Origin of the sequence: Flavobacterium terrae, assembly GCF_900142035.1 — a bacterium.
GTDB classification, from domain to species: Bacteria; Bacteroidota; Bacteroidia; order Flavobacteriales; family Flavobacteriaceae; genus Flavobacterium; species Flavobacterium terrae.
In genome coordinates this window covers 390,877-406,808 of sequence record NZ_FQZI01000003.1, presented here as the reverse complement: position 1 = coordinate 406,808, position 15,932 = coordinate 390,877, and the positions used below count along the sequence as shown (strand labels likewise).

Genomic DNA, 15,932 nt, shown 5'->3' with positions numbered 1-15,932 from the left:
TATTAAATGATCATTGTATGAATTTTATTCAACACGCAGAAGACTTTGTTTTCAACTTATTCAAAGATAATCTTTCTAATCTATATACTTATCATAATTTTAACCACACCCAAAAAGTTGTCACAGCTGCTAAAAAACTCATTCAGAACGAGAAAGTTGATACTATTGATGAAGAAGCAATATTAGTAGCATCTTGGTTTCATGATGTTGGATATACAAAAGGTTCAGTAAATCATGAACAGGTAAGTGCCGAAATAGCCAAACAATATCTTTTAGATACTAATAAAGATAAGGACTTTATAGATAAAGTAACTTCATTAATCCTAGCAACGGAGGTTAACTATGAACCTAAAACCCTTTTAGAGAAAATCATGAAAGATGCTGATTATAGTCATTTTGCTAGTGATGATTATTTAGCAACATGTGAATTATTGCGTGAAGAATGGAGGTTAACTCAAAACAAATCTTTTAGTGATTTGGAATGGATGACCGAGAATAGAAGAATTTTAACTAATTGTCATAGGTATTTTACGGACTTTGCTAAAAATAACTGGCAAGCAGTAAAAGATAAAAACATTATTTTGTTGAATAAAGAGATTCAAAAATTGTCTGATAGTTCTGAAAATATTTCAAAAAGCAAAATCAAAAAAAAGAAAATGGAAAAACTAGAGCGTCCTGAAAGAGGAATAGATACCATGTTTAGAACCACGCTTAATAATCATACAAGGTTGAGTGAAATAGCAGATAGCAAAGCAAATATTCTTCTTTCTGTAAATGCAATTATTATTTCTATTGCGTTGTCTACTTTGATACCAAAACTGGATAGCCCTGGGAATGTACATTTGATTGTTCCAACTTTTATTTTGTTGATGTTTAGTGTAATATCCATCATTTTTGCCATCATGTCGACAAGGCCAAAAGTGACTAGTGGTACATTTACGAGACAAGATATTGAAGATAAAAAAGTAAATCTTTTATTCTTTGGAAACTTCTATAAAATGCCTCTGGAAGAATACCAATGGGCAGTAAACGAATTGATGAAAGACAGGGAATATTTATACAATTCCATGATTAAAGATTTATATTACCTCGGATTAGTTTTAAACCGTAAATACAAATTACTGCGTATCACTTACACAGTTTTCATGATAGGTATTATTTGTTCTGTTTTTGCTTTTGTATGGGCTTTTAAAACTTCTGGTATTTAGTTTAGTAACACTTTAACACGTATTGCTTTTAATCCAGAAACACCTTGTAAATCTTCTACTTCAAGAAACTCTACAGTAGGTTCCAATACTTTTTGAAACTGAAGGTATTCGATATACTTTTTGTATTCTTTTTCTTCATCAGAATGTGAATAAACAATTGTAATCTTACCTTTTTCAGTAATGCGTTTATTTGTGTTTTTTTCTAAAGCTTTGTCAATACGTTTTTTGACTACTTCGTATCGAGCATTGTACGAACCGTCTACATCAAAACGTTTTTCATCCATACGGAAACGAATGGTAATAGGTGAACTAAATACAAGTATTAATGACGTAACTTCTAATTGATATGGTAAAGAATCTTTCAATAAATAATGCTCTTTCTCCATTTCAGCCAAAACCTGAAGCTGCCATAAGCGCATGTTGTATAGATAATTTAGATTGAAACTAGCATTAGGCGCTATAGAGTTTCCAATGTATAAATTATGTTCTACACCATCTGTATTGAAACGTTCGAAATAATGCGGAAAAATATCTTGTGCTTCTTTTTGTTTGTTATCAATTACGATGCTCATTTTTTTATTAATGGCAGCAAGAGTGGCATCGAATTTTTTTCTTTCTTGATAAAAAGTCCCAGTATTTTCATCAATTCTATTGAAATAATCCTCAATAATAGTTTCTTGACTTTCATTTTTTAGAATAGGATGTATTTCTGTTTCAATGTAACGTTGAATTTGTTGTTCAGTATCTGCTTTTAAGTTGGTGAATAAATCATTAAGATAACTTTCTAACTCAAATTTTCGTTGTTCTAGTATAGGAAGTTTTGTTCTTTGACATAAGTATTCAATTATAATTATTAAAGTACTTAACTGATTTTTAATATCATCTTGCGCCGCTCTGTTTCTAGTATCCGAAGATTCTTTGATGTCTATTTGTCCATATAAAGGATACACATCTTTAAAAACAATTTCCTTGAATGCGTATTCAGGATTTGAGTGTTCGTTTACAATGTATTTACGGGCTTCTTTTTGAAACTTCCAATAAACACTTGGATGTATTGTAGTATATTCTTTTTGAATGACAGCCTCAATTTTATTTTCAACTTCTGAATTATAACGATCAATTGTGTCAACAATAAAAGCCATGACAATATCCAACTTGTGTGCATTCAAACTGTTCAATTCACCTACTTTAGAAGAGACCAATTCAATTACTCCTAATAAATTTCCATCTTTTACAACAGGTGCAAATACACAACTCATGACATTTTGTGAAAGCAAGTGATTTCCGAAAAAAGCGTTTTCTTCAATCATTGCAAATTTATTCACATTAGAAATGGCCACATACTTTTTTTCTTCTATTAACGATTGGTAAAAATTAGTACTTAACGCTTTTTGGCATTTTATTTCTGTATTGCCACAGAGTAAGTAACTCTCCACTTTCTTTTCTTTCTCCATCGAGCTGAATTTTATTTCATCCTGAGCAAAAGAAGTATAGCCAATGTGTAAATCTTTTATTTTATATATAGATTTTAGTATTCCTTTCAAAATTTCATTAAAATCTTCATCTTCATTATTTACTTTTAATAATGTGCTTTTAAGATTAGAAACAGCATTTTCAGTGGTAGCGTCAAAAAGAACAACTATTCCAAAACCTTTAAGTATCCAACTGTCAACTGGGAATTTTTCTTTCCAGATATCGATGTTATCAAAACTATCCATTAATAAATCAATATCCTCTTGAGTTATTGGAATTGATTTTTCAGTAGGTAATATCTCTAGAAAATCAGCATTATATAGAATGCGATAATGCTTCATAATTCCTTGAGCATCCGGAATATCGTAAAATAATGGTTTGCTGAAGTCAAAATTTTGATTGTATCTCATGTTGATTATAAGACAACAACACATAATGTAAAATTGATTTTCATCAAAATCACGAATATTCATATCAAAATCGGTTCCAGCATCTTTTAGTATTTTTTTAAATCTTTCAGTATAATTGAAAGTGATGTTTACAAAAGGTATGGTTACGGCTTTTATTTCGTTGTTTGTTAAAGCAGTTGGGAACAAATCGGCCAACAAATGATTAATAAGCACTGCATTATCATCTATTTGTCGCATACTCGTAATGCCATCTCTTAATTCTGGAAAAGGTGCTGTTTTTTCCAATAATGCCTTAGCATAGTTAGAACGATAATCAACATCAGAATTAGCAATTTCTTCTAAAGCTTCAAGCACTTTATGAAAAGAAATTTTTATTTGAAACGGATTGTCAGGGAATTCACTAAAATTCATGCTTTTTGATAAAACTACCTCAAAGGTACTAAATAAGCATGTATTAGAAATTTGAATTTAAGTTTCTCTTAACTATGATTAGTTAAAAATTTTCGAAAACACCTAATCCAAATAATGCAAAATCATATTTTACAGGATCATTAGGGTCAAGATTTCTTAGATTTGTATCTAACTCTAGTAATGCTTTAGCATCGTTTTGTTTACGAGTGAGTAATCCTAATTTTCGAGCAACATTTCCTGAGTGTACATCTAACGGGCATGATAGGGCAGAAGATGATATGTTTTTCCATATTCCAAAGTCAACACCTTTGTTATCGTTTCTAACCATCCATCTTAGATACATATTGATTCTTTTTGCTGCTGAACCAACTAAGGGATTAGGTAAATGTTTTTCTGTTCTTTGAAGATGAGGAATTTCGAAGAACGTATTTTTGAAATTTGCAATTGACTCTTGTGTTGAATTATTAGAAATATGGTTTGCAAAAACAGTTTCTAATCCTTTGTGTTTAATGTAAATATTTTGAAGTCCTTTAATAAAAACAATCAAATCTTGACTGTTGAATGTTCTGTGTACAAAACTTTCAATCTTTTCAAGGTTGTTTTCAGTATGCGACATAACAAAATCATAAGGAGTATTTCCCATGAGTTCCATCATTTTTTGAGCATTTTTAATGATCATTTTGCGATTACCCCATGCGATTACTGAGGCTAAAAAACCAGCAATTTCAATATCTTCTTTTAATGTAAATTGATGAGGTATTTGTATAGGATCACTCTCGATGAAATTTGGATTGTTGTATAAATCTACTTTTTCGTCAAGAAATTCTTTTAGCTCTAAATGAGTCATTATATTAAACAGATGTACTATTTATAATTTCGTCTTTAATACGGCCATCAACCATTACTAGTTTTCGATCAGCCATATTTGCAAGTTGTTCATTGTGAGTTACAATAACAAATGTTTGACCAAATTCATCTCTAAGTTTAAAGAAAAGTTGATGTAAGTTTTCAGCTGTATGTGAATCAAGATTTCCACATGGTTCATCGGCAAAAATTACTGCGGGTCTGTTTATTAAAGCTCTTGCTACGGCAACTCTTTGCTGTTCTCCTCCCGAAAGTTCACTTGGTTTGTGGTGCATTCTTTCTTTAAGTCCTAAATAGGTCAAAAGTCTTTCTGCTTCAGTCTCAGTTTCATTTTTTGGTTTGTTTGCAATAAATGCTGGAATACAAACATTTTCTAAAGCAGTAAATTCTGGTAGTAATTGATGGAATTGGAAAATAAATCCTAAATTCAGGTTTCTAAATTTAGAAACTGTTGCATCGTTCATTTTTAATATGCTTTCGCCATTAATTTGTATGTCTGAGCCTGTAGATAATTTAGGAGTATCTAAAGTGCCTAACAATTGTAATAAAGTTGTTTTTCCAGCACCCGAAGCACCAACAATAGAAACTATTTCACCTTTTTTAATATGTAAATTTACTCCTTTTAATACATGAAGTTTTTCATAAAATTTATGGATGTTTTTAGCTGTAATCATACTATCAGTTTTCACAAAGAAACAAAGAATTTGTTGAACATCAAATAAAGTTTTGTTAAGTTGTTTTATTAGGTTTCTCTTTTCATTAAATTTGAGTAAGCATTATAATTATGAAAACAGTTGTTGCTCTTTTTTTGTCATTTTTAAGTTTGAATTGTGAATCAAAAGATAAGACAATGCCTAATATTGAAAATAAACAAATGAATTTAGATAAAGGAAAGGATATAGCCATCTTTGCTGGTGGATGTTTTTGGTGTACAGAAGCGGTTTTTTTGCAGTTGGACGGTGTAGAAAGTGTTGAACCAGGTTATATAGGGGGAAAAACAAATAACCCCACATATAAAGAGATATGTACAGGTTTAACCGGTCATGCCGAAGCCATAAGGATTGTTTTTGATATGAGTAAAATAAGCTATGGTGAATTATTAGAAGTTTTTTTTGCTACTCATGATCCTACTACTTTAAACAGACAAGGTAATGATGTGGGTACTCAGTACAGAAGTGAAATATTTGTTACAAACCAAGAACAAAAAGAATTAGCAACTAATTACATAAATGTATTAAATACTGAAAATACATTTGGTAAAAATGTTGTCACAAAAGTTAGTGATGCTACTCAATTTTTTGTTGCCGAGTATTATCATCAAAACTATTACAACCAAAACAAAGAGCAATCGTATTGTTATTATGTGATAACTCCTAAGGTAGAAAAGGTTAAGAAACAATTTAAGGAAAAATTAAAAAAATAATTGGCATCAGATTTGTTGTTACTATTTAAACTAATTTTAATTTAAAAATGACAAAAGATTTACAAGTTGAATTAAAACAAAAGCCACAAGCAACCACTGGAAAACTTATTATAGGTTTACTTTTTGACGCTATTGGAATGTTGTCTTATGCAGTTCCAGTATTGGCTGAAGCTACAGACATTATTTGGGCTCCCATTGCTGCTTTTGCAATTTCTATGATGTACAAAGGAACAGTAGGAAAGGTAAGTGGCGTTATTGCTTTTATAGAAGAAATAACACCTGGTTTAGATTTTATTCCAACCTTCACCATTACGTGGCTATATGAGTATTTTCAAGAAAAGAAAAATAAGTAATATTTAAAAGTCCCGATTTATCGGGATTTTTTTATGCTTTAAAAATAAATCCTAAACCAATAGATTTAAGCATTTTTTTAGCAAAAGGAAAAAAGAAACCTGATTGTCCAAATAAGTAGCCAAATGCCATAAGCATAAAAGGATATAAAGGCAATACAAGTACTAAAAGAATTATGTAGTAGGGAATCCAATGTAGGTTTTCTTTTGTAAGCCCTAAAAGACCCATCAAATAATCTGAGATTTTAGCAGATAATGAACCATTAATGGCAAAAACAATAAAAATTACGACTAGTTGCCAATTAGATGTAATTCCCCAGCGTTGTTTTAATTTGTTCATGTAACAAATATAAAAAATTACCTTGGAGGAACAATACTAAGGAGCTTTTGTTTGTATTTATTTTGGAAATATATCATATAGTTATAAATAAGATAATTTACTTCATAACCATAATGGATACTTGGATCATAATTGATTTGCATTTCATATAAACTGGGATCATATCGTTGTGGTTGAAGTACTCTTCTGTTCCACTCAGAAACATACCATTGATTTTTGTTTTCCAAATAAGATTCAGAGTGATACCCCCTCTGAAAGGCTCTACTATTTAGCCAACTTGTAAATCCTGGATCAATAATTGTTACTTCGTATTCTAAATCTTTGTTAGCAATTGTTACAGTATCTCCTTTCACAGAGTTAGAAATTGAACTAGGATTTGAAATACTTTTTGTTTTGCAGCTAATGATAGTTCCAAAAACTAAAAGAAATAACATAAACTGTTTCATTGTATTAAAAATTAAAACCACGCTAAAAAGCGTGGTTTGGTTATCTTTATTTTCCAAATAGTTTTCCGAGTAATCCTCCTATGCCTCCTTTTTTTGTTACCGCAGCAACAGCATCACCAACTCCCAATTGACCGTCACCATCTTGATCTAAAACAGAAGTTAGTATTGAACCACCCATTGATGGAGCTTGCGCTTGTTGTGTCTGGCCTCCGCCTAAAAGACTTCCAAGAAGACCTCCTAAATCTGAACCACTTTGTACATTACTAGTTCGAGCTTTATTTGCTAAATAAGCCATTAAAATTGGTGCAGCTATTTTTAAAATCATACTAATTTTATCAGAGCTAACCCCAGTATTTTGACTTAAAGAATTTTCAACATTTGCTTGGTTTCCTCCTAAGACATGACCTAATATTTTTCCTCCATCTTCAGTATCAATACCTCCACTGCCCATTAGGCCACCTAGATTATCTAGTAGACTTCCATTATGCTTACCACCTAAAAGAGCTCCCAATAGACCACCAGCTCCTTGCTCTGAAGAAGCATTGTTTTGCATCGCATTTATTAATGTAGGTAAGGCAGAACTCAATACAGATGATGTTTCACCTTCTGTGGTGCCTGCTTGTTGCCCCACACTTGATATGATTTGCTTACCCAAATCACTATTTAATAGGTCCATTAATCCAGCCATAATTTCTTGTTATTTAAGTTAGTAATACATAAATGTAAGAAATAATTTTAGATTTCGTGTTTCAATAATGTTATAATTTGCTCAGCTAATTCTGTTCCAATTCTATCTTGTGCCTCAACAGTGGCTGCTCCAATATGCGGAGTTAAAGATATTTGAGGGTGCATTAAAATTTGTACAGCTGGTGTGGGTTCATCTTGAAAAACGTCAAGGCCTGCAAAAGCTACTTTTTTTGAATCTAAAGCTTCAATTAAATCAACTTCATTAATAATTCCTCCTCTAGAACAGTTGATGATTCCAACACCATCTCTCATTACATCAAATTCCTTCTTAGAAATTAAATACCCATCTTGAGAAGGTACATGAAGAGTAATAAAATCAGAATGTTTTAGTAATTCTTCAACAGGTTCTGTGGCGATTTCAAGATCTATAAATTGATCGTTGTAGAATTCAACTCTAATCATTGCTTTACCCACAAAACTATCTGAAGCGATTACTTTCATGCCTAATCCTAAAGCCATTTTAGCAACTGCTTGACCAATTCTACCAAAACCAATAATTCCAATCGTTTTACCTCTTAGCTCTATACCATTTGCATAGGCTTTTTTCAACCCATCAAAATTACTGTCACCTTCAAGCGGCATATTTCTGTTAGAATCGTGTAAAAAACGAACACCACTAAATAAGTGTGCAAAAACTAGTTCGGCTACAGAATTTGAAGAAGAAGCAGGGGTGTTAATTACCTGTATATCTTTAGATATAGCATAATCAACATCAATATTATCCATGCCAACACCACCACGGCCAATAATCTTTAAGGATGGACATGCATCAATAATGTCTTTACGAACTTTAGTTGCACTTCTCACTAAAAGAACAGCAACCTGATGCGTGTTTATATAATTGGCTACTTGTTCTTGAGCCACTTTTGTTGTAATAACTTCAAATCCGGCATTTTCTAAATGTGCAATTCCACTTTTTGAAATCCCGTCGTTTGCTAAAATTTTCATTGTGTTTATTTTATTTTGGAGCTAATCCCGCTGTTCGTTGTATCTTTTTATGGGTCATTTCGAGAGCCTCAATGACGTAATAAAAAGGATGCCACTTCCATCGGGGCTATTTATATCTTATTTTCTAATTCTTTCATTACATCTACTAAAACTTGAACACTTTTAAGTGGTAAGGCATTGTACATTGAAGCACGATATCCACCAACTGAACGATGGCCAGTTAATCCGGAGATTCCAGCTTCTTTCCAAAGTTTATCAAAAATTTCAGTATGATTTTCATCATTTAGAACAAAAGTAGCATTCATAATACTTCTATCTTCTGACGCAGCAGTTCCTTTAAACAAAGGATTTCTATCAATTTCGGTGTACAGTAAATTTGCTTTTGCTTCATTGACTTTTTCAATAGCTTTGATACCTCCTAGATTTTTTAACCATTGTAATGTTAGTAAAGAAGCATATACCGGAAACACTGGTGGAGTATTGTACATGCTTTCTTTAGCGATATGCTGTTGGTAATCTAGCATAGAAGGAATGTATCTACCGGTTTTTCCTAAAATTTCTTCTTTAACGACCACTAAAGTAGCTCCTGCGGGTCCCATATTTTTTTGAGCTCCAGCATATATTAAGTCAAATTTTGAAAAATCTAATGTTCTAGAAAATATATCAGAACTCATATCACAAACAATTGGAATATTCAGTTCTGGAAATGATTTCATTTGAGTTCCAAAAATAGTATTGTTGCTTGTACAATGAAAATAATTTGCATCTTCAGGTACTTGATATCCTTTAGGAATATAGTTGTAATTATCTGCTTTTGAAGATGCAACAACAACTGTTTCTCCAAAATGTTTAGCTTCTTTAATTGCACCACTTGCCCAAGTACCAGTATCAAGATAAGCAGCTTTACCATTTTCTTTCATTAAGTTATAAGGAACCATAAGGAATTCTAAACTAGCTCCTCCATGTAAAAAAAGAGCTTGATATCCTTTGCCTTCTAAACCTAAAAGTTCTAAAACAAGAGCTCTAGCTTCTTCCATCACCGATACAAATTCCTTACTACGATGGGAGATTTCAAGAATGGATAAATCCATTCCATTAAAGTTCAACACTGCTTGTGCTGACTTATCAAAAACTTCCTGTGGTAAAATACATGGACCGGCGCTGTAATTGTGTTTTTTCATTTTTTTATTGTGTTGTTTATTGGATTTTTTAAAATCTTCACAAATTTCGTGAAATAGATAACAAAAAAGCCTAATTGTTGTTAACATTAGGCTTTAGTTTATTAACGAAAACGTTTTCGTACTTTATAATTGTAACAAAAAGTCTAATGTATCTATGTTGTCAGCATAATCCCAAAGCTTTGGTTTTTGTGTTTGTCCAAATGGAATGCTATTTGAAACCAAATTATTGGATACAATACATTGTATGGAATCTTTATCATTAATCAATCGGGACTCAATATCTTTAATGTCCTTATAGAATTCATAAAATACAGAAGAAATGGGTGAAGCATAACTAGCATCTTCTTTTATAGTCAAGAATCCATTATCTAATAACTGAAACAAACTCATCAAGAAAACAGCTTTGTTATAGTCATAGTTGTTTGCGTATTTCTCATATTTAATAATGTCTTGATATTCAAAAATAGCTTCAAAGAAATTTTTGAAATCATACCCTTCAGGAACAAAAAGTTTAGAAACGTTTCGGCATCCTAATCCAAAATAACGGAAAATATCTTCGCCTAAATTGACTAAATCTTCAGTAGTTTCTTTTCCATTTAATACAGCAACAGAATTTCTGTTTTTACGTATAATACTCGGTTTGTCTTTAAAATAATATTCAAAGTAGCGAGCAGTATTGTTACTTCCTGTAGCAATAACAGCATCAAAATTTTCAAGTTTACCTTCGGTAAATGTGATGTAATCTTTTAAATCAGGTGCTATTTCAATTAAATAGTTTGCGAGAAATGGTAATAGATGCTGATCGTTAGAAGAAGATTTTACTAAAACTTTGTGTCCAGAGATTAGTACTGATAAAAAATCATGAAATCCTACTAGTGGAATATTTCCCGCAAGAATTAAACCAATTGTTTTTGTGTTTACTTTTGAGAAATCATATGAAGAAATCCATTTGTTTAGGTTATCTTCAGTCAACGCTGCTGCCCATGAATTAATAGAAAAGTAAACTTGTTCAGGGGTAAACCAACCATTATGGGATTGAGAAAGTTCTATTAAACTAATAAAACGATCATAGTACAATTCGTTTAATTTTACACCTTCAATTTTTTCACTTTTATTGCGTTGAAATTGACTCAAAAACTTTCCTAATTCAATAAAAGCATTTATTTTGTCTTTTTGTAGCATTTGTTTTTTGCTTATGTGTGGTTTACGTTGTAATTTTGCACAAAAATAAGTTATTTAGCGTTAAGCCGTATGCAATATGCTATAAGCTTTTTACTTTTAAATTATTTTAACTGCTGACGGCACATAGCTCACAGCATAAAGCAAAATATAAAATGGCAATTATAATAACAGACGAATGTATTAATTGTGGGGCTTGTGAACCAGAATGTCCAAATACTGCAATTTATGAAGGTGCAGATGACTGGCGCTGGAAAGATGGTACAAGGTTAAGTGGGAAAATTATTTTACCAGATGGAACAGAAGTAGATGCCGACGCTGCTCAAACTCCAGTTTCTGATGATATATACTATATTGTTCCAGGAAAATGTACTGAATGTAAAGGATTTCACGAAGAACCACAATGTGCAGCAGTATGTCCTGTAGATTGTTGTGTTCCAGATGATAATCATGTTGAAGATGAAGAAACGTTATTGAACAGACAATCTTTTTTACATAACGAATAATAGCATGAATAAATAAAAAGAGGACTTTTTCAAAAGTCCTCTTTTTATTTATAAATTTGATACAAATCAACATTGATGAAGAAATTTTTATCTTTTATTTTATTTTTTCTAAGCATTAGTGCTTTTTCTCAAAATCTTGAATTTGTAGTTATAGTTAAAGATATTGAAACAGGTTTACCAATTGAAGAAGCAACTATTACTTCAAAAAAGAATAATCAAGGTTTTTTAACAAACAAAGATGGAGAGGCTTTTATTAATTTAAGTAAAGCTTCAGACTTACAGTTTGAGCATTCTCTTTATAAAACCTATATTGTTAAGTTTTCCGAATTAAATAAAAAAGTAAACGAGGTTTATTTAGAAAGTAATACTAAAAAACTAGATGAGATTATTTTGACTAGTGATCATCCTCAAGATATTTTAAAAAAACTGGTTAAAAATTCATTGGAAAAAATAACTATTCCAGTGAATTTAAAGGTTTATCTGAGAGAGTTTTACAAAAAAAATAACAAAATAGTTTTTTTTAATGACGGACTAATTAATTTTCAAATATTTGGAGACTCTAAAAATATCAAAACTGATATTTTGGTTGAGCAAAATAGAGCGATTGGTTTACTAGAAATTGATATTAAAAATGAGCTTTTAGGTTATGATTTAAACGATATCATTCAAAATTATTATCAATTTAAGTATTTAGATGAAGTTTTGGAATCTAGTGCAAAAAAAAGATATGAGTTTCAAGTTATGTCATATAATAGTAATGAGGATTATTTAGTTATTAATATTACACCACTTGAAGAAGCCAACGGTGTTTTGTCAAATTATAAAATAGTTTATGATAGAAACAAAATGATTATAATGGAGACAGGTTCAATGGTTGCAGAATCAAGATTGGGAGAACTAAGACAGTCTTTTTTAAAAAGTAGTAAAATTTTTAAATTAGAATATAAAAACACCTTCAAAACAGATGGTAGTCTTTATTATTTAGCAAATTCTAAAGAAGTTATTGGATTTGAAAAAAGATACAAGAAAAAAAATAATAGAGTAGAAGTTAATAATCATATGGTTATTACAAATTATGATAAAAAGCTTTTCAAGTATAATGAGCATAATATCTTTAAGGATAAATCTTTGATAAGTAAAAAGACAAAGTATTTTAATAATTATTGGGATGTAGAATCTGGTTTTATCTCTACTAAGGAAGAAAAAGAAGTTATTGAGCGTCTATCAAACATTGGTTATACCGAAAATTAAATAAATTAAAAAGCCTGTTCAAGTGAACAGGCTTTTTAATTTATTATACTGATAAAAGATTTATAATTTTTTTATTGTACTTTTTTAAATATCGAGGTTGTAGCTGAGTCAGTTTTTGAATCATACCACTCTAAGACAAGATTTCCAGTTGTATCAAAATAAGCTATTGCAGTTTTATCTTTTGTAACATAAAAATAGGCATTGGTTGAAGTTTTTCGCAATAATTGTGAAGGTTTACCTTCTTTGCCAATTAATTTATAGCCCTGCGCATCTAGTTCTAGTTTTAGAGTTTTACCTTCAGATTCATAAGTAGCAGATCTGTCAATATGAACTGTTCTTCTTGATCCATCAGGATTAATAACTTCTGTAGATTTAATAACTTGAACAGGAGTATCTACAACTTCCATGTCTTTTGAATTTGCTTTTTCATCTCCAACTTCAATTTTTTGGATCTCTTTTGTAACTTCATTTTTAACTACTTTTTTCTCTCCGTCAGAATCTTTGATTGTTCTAACAGTTGTAGTAACTTCTGATTGAACGTTTGTGTTTTGCGCTAAAATACCGTTTGTTGCTATTATAATAGCGAATAAAATTAGTTTTTTCATGATGTTTTGTTTTTATTTATTTGATTTTCAATATTTTAATAAATATAAATTTACAAAATATTATGTGCAGAAAATTAAATTAATAATAAGATTTATAAATCTTATATTTGCACACTTTTAAAAATCAAAATAATGAAAGCAGGAATTGTAGGATTACCTAATGTAGGAAAATCGACTCTTTTTAATTGTTTATCAAATGCTAAAGCTCAAAGTGCAAATTTTCCATTTTGTACTATCGAGCCTAATATAGGTGTTGTAAATGTACCAGATCCTCGTATTAATCGTTTAGAAGAATTAGTAAAGCCAGAGCGTGTACAAATGGCTACAGTAGATATTGTAGACATTGCTGGATTGGTAAAAGGAGCTAGTAAAGGAGAAGGATTAGGAAATCAATTCTTAGGAAATATTCGCGAGTGTAATGCAATTATTCACGTTTTACGTTGTTTTGATAATGACAACATTGTTCACGTTGATGGGAATGTTAATCCTATTCGTGATAAAGAAACTATTGATATTGAATTACAGTTAAAAGATTTAGAAACGATTGAAAAACGTTTAGAAAAAGTAAATCGTGCTGCAAAAACTGGAAATAAAGAAGCTCAAGCAGAACAATCATTATTAAATAGAATTAAAGATGCTTTAATGCAAGCAAAATCTGCAAGAACAGTTCAACCTCAAAATCAAGATGAGGAAGAGTTGATGGAAAGCTTTCAATTAATTACTACAAAACCAGTTTTATACGTTTGTAATGTTGATGAGGGTTCTGCAGTAAATGGAAACAAATATGTGGATCAAGTTCGTGAATTAGTTAAAGATGAAAAGGCAGAAGTAATTGTGCTTTCTGTTGGAGCTGAGGCTGATATAACTGAATTAGAAAGCTATGAAGAGCGCCAAATGTTTTTACAAGACATGGGGTTGTCTGAACCAGGTTCTTCAGTTTTGATTCGTGCAGCTTATAAATTATTAAATCTACAAACTTACTTTACTGCCGGTGTAAAAGAAGTTCGTGCTTGGACTATCAATATTGGAGATACCGCACCAAAAGCTGCTGGAGTAATTCACACAGACTTTGAAAAAGGATTTATCCGTGCAGAAGTTATTGCTTTTGATGATTATTCAAATTATGGTTCTGAGGCTAAAGTAAAAGAAGCTGGAAAACTTCGTGTAGAAGGAAAAGAATACATTGTTAAAGATGGTGATGTGATGCACTTTAGATTTAATGTTTAATTAATCATTTGATATATAAATGTTTAAGCGAAACCTCAAGGTTTCGCTTTCTTTTTGGCTTAATTTTTGATTTTCATCTTGAAAATTATTCCTATGAATATCAAAAAAGTTGTAAAATTTTCTATAAAACTGGTACTAGGTTTCGTAGGGTTTCTATTGATCTATGTTTTATGTGTCTTTTTTTTACCTATGATTCCAGTGAATTCTAATGTTACCACAGAAGGTAAAACGATTCCGGTATATATACTTTCCAATGGAGTTCATACAGATATAGTTCTTCCTGTCAAAAATGATTTGCATGATTGGAGTCAAAAAATAAAATTCGAAAACACGATTGCCAAAGACTCAACAGCTCAATTGGTTGCTTTTGGATGGGGTGATAAAGGATTTTATCTAGAAACACCAACCTGGGATGATTTGAAATTTTCAACTGCCTTTAAAGCAGCTTCAGGATTAAGTACATCGGCAATTCATGCTACATTTTATAAGAGCCTTAAAGAAAATTCAAATTGCAAACTTTTATTGGTTTCGGAAACAGAGTATATGAATCTAGTTGATTTTATAATTGATTCTTTTCAGCATACTTCAGATGATTTTATAAAAATCGATACTGATGCAGTGTATGGAAAAAATGACGCGTTTTATGAAGCAAAAGGGAGTTATAGTTTATTTCATACATGTAACACTTGGGCAAATAATGTTTTAAAAGCGGGAAATCAAAAAGCGGCATTATGGACAGCGACTGATACAGGAATACTTTGTCATTATTAATTGTAATAGTTTTTATTTTGGCTTAATTTATCTCGCATTTTTTTTACCTTGTAAATAAATTTACAAAATATGAAAATAATAGCCTTTGGAGGAAGTAATAGTAAAAACTCAATTAATAAAAAACTAGCAACTTATGCTTCAAGTTTATTTAAAGAGGCCTCAGCAGAAGTTCTCGATTTAAATGATTTTGCACTACCATTGTTTAGTGTTGATTTAGAAAAAGAAATAGGGCAACCTCAATTGGCCAAAGATTTTTTAGATAAAATCGCTTCAGCTGATTTTCTTGTTGTTTCATTAGCAGAAAATAATGGAAACTATTCTGCGGCATTTAAAAACTTATTAGATTGGGCATCAAGACAAGCAAAAGAAGTTTTTCATCAAAAACCAATGTTGTTAATGGCTACTTCACCAGGTGGTAGAGGAGGAGCAACTGTTCTTGAAATCGCTAAAAATGCATTTCCTCGTTTTGGTGCAGATATTAAAGGAACTTTTTCATTACCAAGTTTTAATGATAATTTTGATTTTGAAAATATGAAAATTTCTAATCCTGAATTTGATACTCAGCTAAAAAATATTATTTCATCATTATAAA

18 protein-coding genes are annotated in these 15,932 nt (G+C 30.8%); 8 read left to right on the top strand and 10 right to left on the bottom strand.

Translation table 11 applies throughout. From position 1 onward, the window contains the following. Positions 1-17: 17 nt before the first annotated feature. Positions 18-1,208, top strand: coding sequence for a Pycsar system effector family protein (locus BUC09_RS09830; protein WP_073311050.1), 1,191 nt, complete (start codon positions 18-20; stop codon positions 1,206-1,208). Here BUC09_RS09830 and BUC09_RS09825 read toward each other — a convergent pair. From BUC09_RS09825 to BUC09_RS09815, 3 genes are all read right to left on the bottom strand, one after another. Further along, positions 1,205-3,502 carry a GAF domain-containing protein gene (locus BUC09_RS09825; RefSeq protein ID WP_073311048.1) on the bottom strand — a complete coding sequence of 766 codons (2,298 nt, stop codon included), beginning with the start codon at positions 3,500-3,502 and terminating at the stop codon, positions 1,205-1,207. The genes BUC09_RS09830 and BUC09_RS09825 overlap by 4 nt on opposite strands. Before the next feature lie 82 nt (positions 3,503-3,584). Next, a complete protein-coding gene (locus tag BUC09_RS09820; protein WP_073311046.1) occupies positions 3,585-4,349 on the bottom strand; it encodes a TIGR02757 family protein in 765 nt (254 codons plus the stop codon). 4 nt (positions 4,350-4,353) lie between these two features. Further along, positions 4,354-5,040, bottom strand: coding sequence for an ABC transporter ATP-binding protein (locus BUC09_RS09815; protein ID WP_073311044.1), 687 nt, complete (start codon positions 5,038-5,040; stop codon positions 4,354-4,356). Between the two features lie 176 nt (positions 5,041-5,216). Here BUC09_RS09815 and msrA point away from each other — a divergent pair, with 176 nt between their 5' ends. Both msrA and BUC09_RS09805 read left to right on the top strand, forming a co-directional pair. Continuing rightward, positions 5,217-5,789 (top strand): peptide-methionine (S)-S-oxide reductase MsrA, encoded by a 573-nt coding sequence (gene msrA / locus BUC09_RS09810; RefSeq protein ID WP_234972541.1) that lies wholly within the window; start codon positions 5,217-5,219, stop codon positions 5,787-5,789. 47 nt (positions 5,790-5,836) lie between these two features. Continuing rightward, the gene (locus BUC09_RS09805; protein ID WP_073311042.1) at positions 5,837-6,142 is read left to right on the top strand and encodes a hypothetical protein; all 306 of its coding nucleotides are present in this window, start codon (positions 5,837-5,839) and stop codon (positions 6,140-6,142) included. A 31-nt stretch (positions 6,143-6,173) separates the two neighbouring features. Here BUC09_RS09805 and BUC09_RS09800 read toward each other — a convergent pair whose 3' ends face one another. From BUC09_RS09800 to BUC09_RS09775, 6 genes are all read right to left on the bottom strand, one after another. After that, complete coding sequence (locus BUC09_RS09800; protein ID WP_073311040.1) at positions 6,174-6,479, bottom strand: DUF6787 family protein; 306 nt, start codon at positions 6,477-6,479, stop codon at positions 6,174-6,176. A gap of 17 nt (positions 6,480-6,496) precedes the next feature. Beyond that, complete coding sequence (locus BUC09_RS09795; RefSeq protein ID WP_073311038.1) at positions 6,497-6,925, bottom strand: DUF6146 family protein; 429 nt, start codon at positions 6,923-6,925, stop codon at positions 6,497-6,499. Between the two features lie 46 nt (positions 6,926-6,971). Next, positions 6,972-7,613: a DUF937 domain-containing protein gene (locus tag BUC09_RS09790; RefSeq protein ID WP_073311036.1), complete on the bottom strand. Its 642-nt coding sequence runs from the start codon at positions 7,611-7,613 to the stop codon at positions 6,972-6,974. Between the two features lie 47 nt (positions 7,614-7,660). After that, positions 7,661-8,620, bottom strand: coding sequence for a D-2-hydroxyacid dehydrogenase (locus BUC09_RS09785; RefSeq protein ID WP_073311034.1), 960 nt, complete (start codon positions 8,618-8,620; stop codon positions 7,661-7,663). A gap of 110 nt (positions 8,621-8,730) precedes the next feature. Continuing rightward, positions 8,731-9,801, bottom strand: a complete 1,071-nt coding sequence (gene serC / locus BUC09_RS09780; RefSeq protein ID WP_073311337.1) for a 3-phosphoserine/phosphohydroxythreonine transaminase — start codon at positions 9,799-9,801, stop codon at positions 8,731-8,733. A gap of 123 nt (positions 9,802-9,924) precedes the next feature. Continuing rightward, positions 9,925-10,983: an acyl-CoA reductase gene (locus BUC09_RS09775; protein WP_073311032.1), complete on the bottom strand. Its 1,059-nt coding sequence runs from the start codon at positions 10,981-10,983 to the stop codon at positions 9,925-9,927. Positions 10,984-11,135: 152 nt separating this feature from the next. Here BUC09_RS09775 and BUC09_RS09770 point away from each other — a divergent pair, with 152 nt between their 5' ends. Further along, entirely contained in the window at positions 11,136-11,486 is a 351-nt protein-coding gene (locus BUC09_RS09770; RefSeq protein ID WP_073311030.1) for a 4Fe-4S dicluster domain-containing protein, read from the top strand. Between the two features lie 75 nt (positions 11,487-11,561). Then, positions 11,562-12,737 (top strand): hypothetical protein, encoded by a 1,176-nt coding sequence (locus BUC09_RS09765; protein ID WP_073311028.1) that lies wholly within the window; start codon positions 11,562-11,564, stop codon positions 12,735-12,737. A 71-nt stretch (positions 12,738-12,808) separates the two neighbouring features. Here BUC09_RS09765 and BUC09_RS09760 read toward each other — a convergent pair whose 3' ends face one another. After that, positions 12,809-13,342: a hypothetical protein gene (locus BUC09_RS09760; protein WP_073311026.1), complete on the bottom strand. Its 534-nt coding sequence runs from the start codon at positions 13,340-13,342 to the stop codon at positions 12,809-12,811. Between the two features lie 132 nt (positions 13,343-13,474). Between BUC09_RS09760 and ychF the strand changes: the two genes are divergently transcribed. From ychF to BUC09_RS09745, 3 genes are all read left to right on the top strand, one after another. After that, the gene (gene ychF / locus BUC09_RS09755) at positions 13,475-14,569 is read left to right on the top strand and encodes a redox-regulated ATPase YchF (protein WP_073311024.1); all 1,095 of its coding nucleotides are present in this window, start codon (positions 13,475-13,477) and stop codon (positions 14,567-14,569) included. A 93-nt stretch (positions 14,570-14,662) separates the two neighbouring features. Further along, positions 14,663-15,340, top strand: coding sequence for a TIGR02117 family protein (locus tag BUC09_RS09750; protein WP_200778484.1), 678 nt, complete (start codon positions 14,663-14,665; stop codon positions 15,338-15,340). A gap of 69 nt (positions 15,341-15,409) precedes the next feature. After that, the gene (locus BUC09_RS09745) at positions 15,410-15,931 is read left to right on the top strand and encodes an NADPH-dependent FMN reductase (RefSeq protein WP_073311022.1); all 522 of its coding nucleotides are present in this window, start codon (positions 15,410-15,412) and stop codon (positions 15,929-15,931) included. Position 15,932: the final 1 nt, after the last annotated feature.